The organism is Sphingobium lactosutens (assembly GCF_013393185.1).
In the GTDB taxonomy this organism is placed as follows: Bacteria; Pseudomonadota; Alphaproteobacteria; order Sphingomonadales; family Sphingomonadaceae; genus Sphingobium; species Sphingobium lactosutens_A.
The window spans coordinates 144,082-153,623 of the sequence record NZ_QJQX01000029.1 but is presented as its reverse complement, the minus strand read 5'-3'; the positions used below and the strand labels follow the sequence as shown (position 1 = coordinate 153,623).

Here is a 9,542-nt window from a genome sequence, read left to right as displayed (position 1 = left end):
GCGGCCATTCCACACCCGTCACCCCAGCGAAGGCTGGGGTCTCAGGCGGTCATAGAATAAGATGCATTATATCCAGCCAATCGGGATTGCTCTCCTCAATCAGTCGGATTTTCCAGTCTCGCTTCCATGCCTTGAGCGCCTTTTCGCGAGCAATGGCCAATGTGATGTCATCATGCATTTCCACCAGAACGAGGCGCGTCAGGCCATATTTCCTACAAAAGGCCGAGCCAGTCCCGCTGCGATGCTGCTCGATACGCGCCGCAAGCTCAGCAGTATCCCCGATATAGAGCACGCCTCTCGGCTTGTTGGTCATAATGTAAGTGCAACCGCCTCGCGCCATACCCAACTGTCGCGCACCACGCCCTGAGATGCCAGCCTTCGCTGGCATGACGCTTAATTTATATCGCCTGCCATATAGTCACGCGAGATAATCCGCCAGTCCGCTACCCACCCTTTTCGTCATTCCCGCGACCCGAAGGGCGGCCGCAGGCCAACGCGGAAACCCATCTCCTAACCTTGCGTCCAGCACCAGGCTGAGGAGATGTCGAAGGGAGGCACGTGACTCTCTTCGACCCGCCTCCGCGGGGATGACGGTATGAGACAAGCCTTCCGTCACTCATCCATCCTCGCCAAGCGCCTACCTCAGATATTCTCCCCGATTCCGTCTGTGCTTTCCAGCAGGGCGTGGACGCGGTGGGGGGCGGATACCTCGACGCGGCTCGTGACCTCATAATGCGCCTTGGCCTGGCGGACGTTGGAATCCGCCGGCACGCTGTCGGTCAGCCAGACATTGCCGCCGATCACCGACCGGCTGCCGACGATGATCCGGCCGAGCACCGTCGCCCCGGCATAGATGACCACGTCATCCTCGATGATCGGATGGCGCGGCAGCGCCTTTTCGAGCTGGCCCTTCTCGTCCGCCGGAAAGCTGCGCGCGCCCAGCGTCACGCCCTGATAGAGGCGTACGCGATTGCCGACGATCGCCGTCTCGCCGATGACGACGCCGGTGCCATGGTCGATGAAGAAGGACTGACCGATGGTCGCGCCGGGATGGATGTCGATCCCGGTCTTGCCATGGGCGATTTCCGAAATGATCCGCGCCACCAAAGGCGCACCCAGTTCGTGCAGCCGATGCGCCAGCCGGTGATGGATGATCGCAAGCATGGACGGGTAGCAGATCAGCACCTCGTCCACGCTGCGCGCGGCGGGATCGCCCAGGAAGGCGGCGTCGACATCGGTGTCGAGCAGCACGCGCAGCGCCGGCAGGCTTTGCGCGAAGCCGCCGATGATGCGCGCGGCTTCGCGATCCACCACTTGCGCCGGTTCGTCCTTCAGCGCGTAGATCAGCTCCAGCCGGATCTGTCCGTATAGGCGGCTGAGGACCGTTTGCAGCGTCTCCGCGACATAGGCGTCCTCATTGTGGAGCCGCACGAAGCTGGGGCCGAGGCGCAGCGGAAACAGCGCGCCGCAAAGCGACTGCATGATCTTGGCCAGGTTGGCGCGCGAGGGGAAACCCTCCGCGCCATATTCGGCATGATGCTGCTGCGCCTGCCGCCAGCGGCTGCGCGCGGCGCTCAGGTCAGCGACAAGCTGGTCCAAATCCCAATATCCCTCGACCCTAAGCTCTTCTAAGCTACGGTCGTCTTCCGGTCCGTCTGCGATCATATCCGCCTCATATCTCTATGGCGACGGCATAGCTTGAGCACGGGCGCAGCGATAAACGAGTTTTGCTTGGGGGCCGACAGTTTCTCTTTTAGCCGCGGGACGGCTATTTGGGCAAATGGAGGCAGATTTCCGCGCGCAGCCCGCCTTCGGGCCGGTTGGCGAGAATGAACTGGCCGCCCTCCGCCTGCACCGCCTTCTGCACGATTGCAAGGCCAAGGCCCAGCCCGCGCGTATTGCGCTGACGGGCATCGTCGAGACGCGAGAAGGGCCGCAACACTTCCTCCAGCCGTTCGCGCGGGATGCCGGGGCCGTCGTCATCGACGCGGATCAGCACCTCGCTGCCCTTGCGTGCCAACGACACGCGGGCACGATCGCCATAATGCAGCGCATTCTCTATCAGGTTGCGCACCGCGCGACGCAGCGACAGGCCGCGCACCTCCATCTCCAGATGGTCCGGCCCTTCATAGGTCACATCGTCGCCATGATCCTGAAAGGCATCGACCACGGTCGCGACGCTGACGGCAATGTCGGTGCGGACCAGCGGTTCGGGATCCTTTTCCCCGCCCAGGAAGGCGAGCAGGGATTCGAGCATCGCGCCCATTTCCTCCAGGTCGCCGCCCATGGCTTCCTGCACCTCGGGGTCTTTCACCATTTCCAGCCGCAATTGCAGCCGGGCCAGCGGTGTGCGCAGGTCATGGCCAACGGCCGCCAGCGTTTCGGTGCGCTCGTCGATCAGGCGATGGATGCGCGCCTGCATGGCATTGAAGGCGGTGATGAGGTTGCGCACATCGTTGCTGCCGGCTTCCGGCACGATCACTTCCGACCCTCGACCGATCTTGTGCGTGGCATGGGTAAGGTCGCGCAGCGGTGCCAGGGTCCGGCGGATCAGCAGCAGGCCCGCCAGCAGCAACGCCAGCACCGGGATCAGCGCCAGTCCCATGCGACCGATGGTGAAGGCCCATTTGCCGCCGCTATGATGCATGCCGAAATAGAGCCAGCTGCCGTCATGCAGTTGCAGCCCGCCATTGATCTCCGAATGGCGGCCGGGGGTCAGGCGCAGCCACAGTCCCGATTTCTCCAGGCTCGGTTCCCAGTCGATGATCTGGCGCCGCATCCGTTCCAGTTCGGGCGACAGCGGCGGTGGCGGCGGGGCGGCCGGCGACCAGTGGACGTCATAGCGGTCGGTCGTCAGTTGCAGCCCCAGCGCGGGGCGTTCGCCGCGCGGCTGTTCGACCAGCAGCTTACGGGCGATGACGAGATGTTCGGCGAGGCGACGCGCCTCGTCATCCTGTAGCGACAGATGGCTGGCCCGCTCGTAGATCAGCGTGCCGACCGCAAATTCCAGCGTGACCGTCAGCAGCAGGATCGCGAAGAGCCGGCCGAGCAGCCCCAGCGATCCCCTGACATGACGCCTCAAGCGCGGCTGACCTCTGCGTTGAACATATAGCCAACGCCGCGGACGGTGGTGATCGGCGCGCCCTTGTCCTCGGTCGATAGCTTGCGGCGCAGGCGGCTGACGAGGACGTCGATGCTGCGGTCGCTGCTGTCGCCCATGCGGGTGCGCGACAGTTCGATCAGCCGCTCGCGCGCGATGACGCGCTGCGGGTGGCTGAGGAAGGAACCGAGCAGGTCGAACTCCGCGCCGGTCAGGTCGACGATCGCGCCGGTCGGCGAGCGCAGTTCGCGGCGGGGGAAGTTGACACTCCAGCCGTCGAAATGGGCTTCGCTCTCACGATGCTCGTCCGGGCCGCGCTCCACGCCGACGCGGCGCAGGATGGCGCGGATGCGGGCGATCAGCTCGCGCGTGCCGAAGGGTTTGGGGAGATAGTCGTCGGCCCCGAGTTCAAGGCCGACGATACGGTCCGTCTCGCTGCCCTTGGCGCTGATGAAGATGATGGGCACGTCGCTCTTGCGGCGGATCTGGCGACACAGATCAATGCCGTTGGTGCCAGGCAGCATGACGTCGAGCACGACGAGATCGACCGGGCCGGCATCGAAGGCCACCCACATTTCCGGTCCCGACGATGCGGGGCGGACCTGATAGCCATGTTCTTGGAGCGCGCGGGCGGTCAGCGTGCGCAGCGGCGGATCGTCTTCGACAAGGATGATCGACGGGGCGGTCATGGGAGCGTCAGCGCGGACAAGGTCATGCGCCAGAGATAGGCCCCACCCTGACAGGGGTCAACCGCGCCGCCCATCCGAAAGGGCCGATCGCGACTGTAGAAACAATTTGTCACGTCTAGTGGATTGATTTTGGCATTTGCATCCCACTAGCCGGATAGGAGGTCGCAAATGCCAAAATCGAAAAATCCACTAGAATCAAAATCTTCTAGTGGTCCGAAAAGATTCTGACATTTGGACACTTCCTAGCCGAGAACGCAACCAAATGTCAGAATCGGACCACTAGGAAAGAGGCCGGCCCACCACATGGCGGGCCGACCTCTTTTGACGGATCAGAAAGCGGCCGTGAGCGAGAAGACGACCTGGCTGCGCACGATCGACTTGCCGGCATTGTCGGCATCCGCGACCGACAGGTTCGGGCGCAGATAATTTTCCTCGACACGGGCGATGTCCGTATCGACATAGGCGACGCCCAGCGTCAGCGGGGTGCCGGGGATGGCGAGGTCGGCGCCGACCAGCCAGTCCATATATTTGCCGGTCGGCGCGACCGAGGTGCCGTTCGGGCCAAGGCCGCTATTGCCCTTCGACCAGCCCAGATGCGCCTTCAGCGTGACCGGGGTGTTGGGAACCGAACCGCTGACATCGCCCCAGACATAAAAATTGTCGTTCTTCTTGCCGGGGCTGTCAGGGATGCCCAGCGCATAGGTGTCGGCGCTGTTATACCATTTGCCCAGCGCCTGCTGCTTGGGCGCATAGGCGACGCCGAGCAGGCCCTTGACCGGTCCCAGCTGGCTCGACAGCTTGACATAGGGTTCGGCGAAATCGGTTTCGTCCGCGCCCGACGGATACATGTACCAGGTCAGGCCGACGTCCAGCGTCGTGCTTTCGTTGAGCGGAATGGCATAGCCTGCGAACAGGTCCAGCTCGATGCCGGCGCCGCCGAAGGTGCCCCAGCCGGCGAGGTTCGATGCCCAGGTGCCGACATAGGCGCCGCTTTCATGGGTAGCGGTGATGCCGCCCTGCACGGCCATGGCCTTGTCCGACTGCGATACGCCGCGGAAGCGATAATCGGACACGAGGCCGACGCTGCCGGAGACGGTGACGGGGCTGGCGGGTTCTTCCTGAGCGAGGGCCGGTGCGCTGGAGAGAAGCGCGAGGGCGGCACAGGCGATCTGATACTTCATGAACATTCCCCTTTTACGTTGGAATGTTCCGTCCTGCATCCACGGCTCGGAGATCTTTGGTTGATCGTCCCCAATGCCTGCGGATGTCTCTGGACTATTCTCTCCCGGCCCGCAGGCAAACCGCTTTTACTGCAACTGCGAAAGGATAAAGATCACTGTGATATTGAAAGCACGGTTAATTTCTATAATGATAACATATATTTCTATTTGATTGCTGAATGGAAACAGAACAAAGAAAAGCCGCCGCGCCTAGGGGGAGGCACGGCGGCCAAGGGGTCGCCTTATTCGAGGGGGGTGGGGTCAGGCGACCAGTTGGCGCATCCGTCCGGTTGCGCCGAACAGCTCGACCGGGGAGCCAGCGCCGCGACGGCGATCGACCCACTCGCGCAGCATTTCCGCGCAGGTATGGTCGATATGGCCCAGACGCTCGACATTCAGGATGACAAGGCCGGCAGCCGGCAGCGATTCGAGCTTCGCCGACAGCTTGGGCAGGCTGAGGAAGGTGGCAGTCCCGCGCAGCGCCACTTCATGCGCGTCGGCCCGGCTTTCTTCCTCGACCTTCAGACGCAGCTTCTTGGCATGCGGCAGCAGTTCGATCATCGAGAGGCCGATACCCACCAGCACGCCGGTCAGCAGGTCAGTCGCGACCACGCAGATCAGCGTCGCCGCCCACACCACGGCCGGAAGCGGGCCGTAGAGGTGGAAGAGATGCTTGACATGCGCGACACTCACCAGGCGAACGCCGGTGATGACGAGGATGCCGGCGAGCGCCGCCATCGGGATTTCACGCAGCAGCCAGGGCAGCAGCGCGACAAAGCCCAGGATCCAGACGCCGTGCAGGATTGCCGACATGCGGGTCTTGGCTCCGGCCTGGACGTTGGCCGAGGAACGGACGATGACGCCAGTCATCGGCAGTGCGCCGGCAAAGCCGCAGAGCAGGTTGCCCACGCCCTGCGCGCTCAGTTCCTTGTTATAGTTGGTGCGCACGCCGTCATGCATGCGATCGACCGCAGCAGCCGAGAGCAGGGTTTCGGCGCTGGCGATGAAGGCGATGGCAAAGGCGGTGGCAATGACCGCCGGGTTCATCAACTGTGCCAGAAGCCCCTGTTCGGGCAGCGTCACGGCGGCAACGATCGATTCCGGCACGACCACGCGCGCAACGTTCAGGCCCAGCGCGAAGGCCACGATGGTCGCCAGCACGACGCCGACGAGCGCGCCCGGCACCAGCTTCATCGAAGCGGGGCGGAACTTCTCCCAGCCCAGCATGCCGAAGATGGTGACGAGGCCGACCGCAAAGGCCGTGGCCGCGTCGCCGTTCGACAGGCCAAGGATCTGGCCCGGCATGGCGATCAGATTGTGCAGACCGCTCGACAGCGGCTTGTCGTCAAACAGCACATGGAACTGACCGACCACGATCAGCACGCCGATGCCCGCGAGCATGCCGTGCACGACCGCCGGAGAGATGGCACGGAACCAGCCGCCCACCTTCAGCAGACCGGCAACCACCTGGATCGCGCCGGCCAGGATCAGGATGGGACCAAGGGCCGACAGCCCCTGTTCGCGTACGATTTCGAAGACGATGACCGCAAGGCCCGCAGCCGGGCCGCTGACCTGAAGCGGCGAACCCGCCAGCAGGCCGACGACGATGCCGCCGATGATGCCGGTGATCAGGCCCTTTTCCGGCGGCACACCGGACGCAATGGCGATGCCCATGCAGAGCGGCATGGCCACCAGGAAGACGACGATCGACGCCGTAAAGTCGCGGCCGAAAGAGCCGCCGGAAAGAGCCTTCAACATGATTTACTCCGCCGCTTGGGCATAAGCTGATTCGCCGGCAAGGCGACGACCGTGGGGAAGCGCGACAGGCATCGTCTGGCCTTCACGCAAGGGCGAGAAGCGCCCGGTTTCGCCGTCAAGGCCGAGCACCTGGCCGGCGTGAATATCGACATACCAGCCGTGAAGAGCGATCTCGCCACGGGCGATGCCCGACGCGACCGATGGATGGGTGCGCAGATGGGCAAGCTGAGCAACGACATTTTCCAGCGCCATGTTGCGCAGCTTTTCAGCATCGCTCAGGTCGTCGGCATAGCTTTCGCGGCAGACCTTCTGCGCGGCATGGCTGTGGCGCAGCCAGGCGGCAACATTGGGCATGGCGGTAAGGTCGGCGTTGGTGGACAGCGCCTTCATCGCGCCGCAGTCGCTATGACCGCACACGATGATGTCGCGCACGCCCAGCACCATCACCGCATATTCCACGGTGGAGGTCACGCCGCCATTCTGGGTGGCATGCGGCGGCACGATGTTGCCGGCGTTGCGGCACACGAACAGGTCGCCGGGCGCGGCCTGCATGATCTGTTCGGGAACGACGCGCGAGTCGGCGCAGGAGATCATCAGCGCCTTGGGGCTTTGGCCATGGCTGGCCAGCTGGTTGTAGAGCGCGCTCTCGTTCGGAAAAACCTTCGTCTCGAAATTGACGACGCGACCGATAAGCTCATTCATGGAGTCTATCCTCTTCTCTCTATTGCGTTGCCGGTCAGGGGGCGGACCGGTGTAGATTGAAGGATAGAGAAGGGATTTTGCTGCGACGCAGCGCATTTGTTAAATAATATGTCTGGCTGATAAATGGCGGAAAAGACGCGCCGAACCGCGGAAAACCGCCATTCGGCGCAGGAAGCTTCGGCTTACCGCCGGTCGACGACCGCGCTGAACATGTATCCGACGCCCCGCACAGTAACAATTGGCGCAGGTCGGCCGCCCTCCCCCAGCTTGCGACGCAGGCGGCTGACCAGCACGTCGATGCTGCGATCGGACGAAGGCGCGTCCCGCACCCCCGCCAGTTCCATCAGCCGCGCCCGAGCGATGACCGCCTGTGGATGGTCGAGGAACACCGCCAGAAGCGAAAATTCCGCCGCGGTCAGTTCGACCAGTTCGCCTTGGGGGGCGACCACTTCGCGCCGGGCAAAATCCACCACCCAGCCTTCGAAGATCGCCTGGGTCTGACGACGCAGGCCCAGCGCCCGCTCTCCCCGCCCCCGCCGCAACACCGCGCGCAGGCGGGCGGCAAGTTCGCGGGCGGAATAGGGCTTGGCCATATAGTCGTCGGCGCCCAGTTCCAGCCCGACCACCCGGTCGACCTCCGAACTGTTGGCGCCGACCAGGATGATCGGCACGTCGCTGCGTTCCCGCACGTCCCGACACAGGTCGAGTCCGTCCGGCCCACGCAGCGCCGCGTCCAGCACGAGCGCACCCACCGGCGCGCTCGTCAGGGCATTGAAGATATCGTTCGCCGAAGCGGCGGGCAGCGCGCGAAACCCGGTCTGCTCCAGAAACTCGCGGACATTGTGCCGCAAATCCTGCTGGGTTTCGGCAATCAGGACCAGTGGTGGATTCATCCGCGCTGCTTGGCGTCCTGCACGGTCAGTGCGCGCACGCTGTCCAGTTCGTCGACCAGAATGGCACGGTCCTGCTGCGCGACGGCGACGGCGTCGGCGGCCTTGGCTTTCGCATAGCGCGCGACCTGCGCATCAATCTGGCTGCGCGCGGAAGCGCAAGTGCCGGCATAGCTGCCCGACAGCGGTGCGAAGCGGTGAATCGTCTTGCCGAAGGCGGCAACGGCCTGCCCCTGCGCAGCGACGGCGCGGTTAACAGTCAGGTCGGCTTGCCAGCGGCAGACGGGGATCGCGCCGCGATTGGCGAAGCGCGGCTCAACCTCGCGCAGGCTAATGGCCGGCTGGGCATGATAGCTGGCGACATAAGCCTTGGCGCCGTGGCTGATCTCGGCGCTGTGGACGGGGGTAGCGGACGCGGCGAGCGCCGCGACGAACTGGGATGCAATGGTCAGGAACATGGAGGCTACTCCGCTGCGCCCGGCCGGAACGACCGGGTGATTGCGTCGGGTGTAGGTCCGATGAATGTCTGCGTAATTGGCTGAGTGTAACAAATCATTGCTGGCGCAACTCAGCACCTCATTGCGCCGCGAGCAATACCGGCCTCGGCTGCACGCGCCCGGTCAGATGGTCCACCAGCGCCGCCAGCCACAAGGCATCGCCCGCCGCGCGGTGACGCATGGCGCCACTATTGTCGGCATGGTCGACCGCTGCCGCAATCCGCGCCTCGTCCGCGCCCTGCTCGTCGAACAGGGTCGCGACATGCTCGATGCGGCAGGGTGAGACGGTTCCTGCGGCCTCCGCCAGCGTGTCGAGCCAATATTGATCGATCAGGCTGTCGGCGATGACCCGCCGCCCCGCCGTCGCGACCCCGAGTTCGGCCAGCACGGTTTCAACCGGAAGCCCCTCCGCCTCGATCCGCGCGCGACTGAGGCCATGGAGCGCTTCGGCCTCCACGGTCCAGTCCCAGCCGAACCAGCGGTCATGCGGGCGGATCAGCCAGCTGCGCGCCATCCCGTCGCCGGCAATGCCGACTTCGATCGGGAAGGACCGTCCGTGGCGTGGCAGGCAGGATGCCTCGAAATCGATTGTGATTATGGTCAAGTTTTCAGGCTCCGGTCCCGCGCGCCGTCGGCCCTCTCCAGCCTTATCCAGCACGCTTCGTCATGCGCCCCCTATTCACCGC

Annotated in this window: 10 protein-coding genes; all 10 read right to left on the bottom strand. The window is 64.2% G+C overall.

Annotated elements, in window-relative coordinates; all coding sequences use genetic code 11:
• Nucleotides 1-49 precede the first annotated feature (49 nt).
• The 10 genes from DM806_RS04060 to DM806_RS04015 all read right to left on the bottom strand — a co-directional run bounded on the left by DM806_RS04060 (nucleotide 50) and on the right by DM806_RS04015 (nucleotide 9,460).
• Nucleotides 50-340, bottom strand: coding sequence for a GIY-YIG nuclease family protein (locus DM806_RS04060; protein ID WP_179041560.1), 291 nt, complete (start codon nucleotides 338-340; stop codon nucleotides 50-52).
• A gap of 302 nt (nucleotides 341-642) precedes the next feature.
• Nucleotides 643-1,665: a serine O-acetyltransferase EpsC gene (gene epsC / locus DM806_RS04055; protein ID WP_179041951.1), complete on the bottom strand. Its 1,023-nt coding sequence runs from the start codon at nucleotides 1,663-1,665 to the stop codon at nucleotides 643-645.
• A gap of 103 nt (nucleotides 1,666-1,768) precedes the next feature.
• On the bottom strand, nucleotides 1,769-3,082 hold the full coding sequence (locus DM806_RS04050; protein WP_179041950.1) for an ATP-binding protein: 1,314 nt from the start codon (nucleotides 3,080-3,082) through the stop codon (nucleotides 1,769-1,771).
• A complete protein-coding gene (locus DM806_RS04045) occupies nucleotides 3,079-3,789 on the bottom strand; it encodes a response regulator (RefSeq protein WP_179041949.1) in 711 nt (236 codons plus the stop codon). The genes DM806_RS04050 and DM806_RS04045 overlap by 4 nt, the downstream gene beginning before the upstream one ends.
• Nucleotides 3,790-4,118: 329 nt before the next feature.
• Nucleotides 4,119-4,976 carry a TorF family putative porin gene (locus DM806_RS04040; protein WP_179041948.1) on the bottom strand — a complete coding sequence of 286 codons (858 nt, stop codon included), beginning with the start codon at nucleotides 4,974-4,976 and terminating at the stop codon, nucleotides 4,119-4,121.
• Between the two features lie 294 nt (nucleotides 4,977-5,270).
• Nucleotides 5,271-6,767, bottom strand: coding sequence for a SulP family inorganic anion transporter (locus tag DM806_RS04035; protein ID WP_179041947.1), 1,497 nt, complete (start codon nucleotides 6,765-6,767; stop codon nucleotides 5,271-5,273).
• Nucleotides 6,768-6,770: 3 nt separating this feature from the next.
• Nucleotides 6,771-7,469 (bottom strand): carbonic anhydrase, encoded by a 699-nt coding sequence (locus DM806_RS04030; RefSeq protein WP_179041946.1) that lies wholly within the window; start codon nucleotides 7,467-7,469, stop codon nucleotides 6,771-6,773.
• A 182-nt stretch (nucleotides 7,470-7,651) separates the two neighbouring features.
• Nucleotides 7,652-8,362, bottom strand: a complete 711-nt coding sequence (locus tag DM806_RS04025) for a winged helix-turn-helix domain-containing protein (protein ID WP_179041945.1) — start codon at nucleotides 8,360-8,362, stop codon at nucleotides 7,652-7,654.
• Nucleotides 8,359-8,817, bottom strand: coding sequence for a hypothetical protein (locus tag DM806_RS04020; protein ID WP_179041944.1), 459 nt, complete (start codon nucleotides 8,815-8,817; stop codon nucleotides 8,359-8,361). The genes DM806_RS04025 and DM806_RS04020 overlap by 4 nt, the downstream gene beginning before the upstream one ends.
• Nucleotides 8,818-8,935: 118 nt before the next feature.
• Entirely contained in the window at nucleotides 8,936-9,460 is a 525-nt protein-coding gene (locus tag DM806_RS04015) for a hypothetical protein (protein WP_179041943.1), read from the bottom strand.
• Nucleotides 9,461-9,542 lie beyond the last annotated feature (82 nt).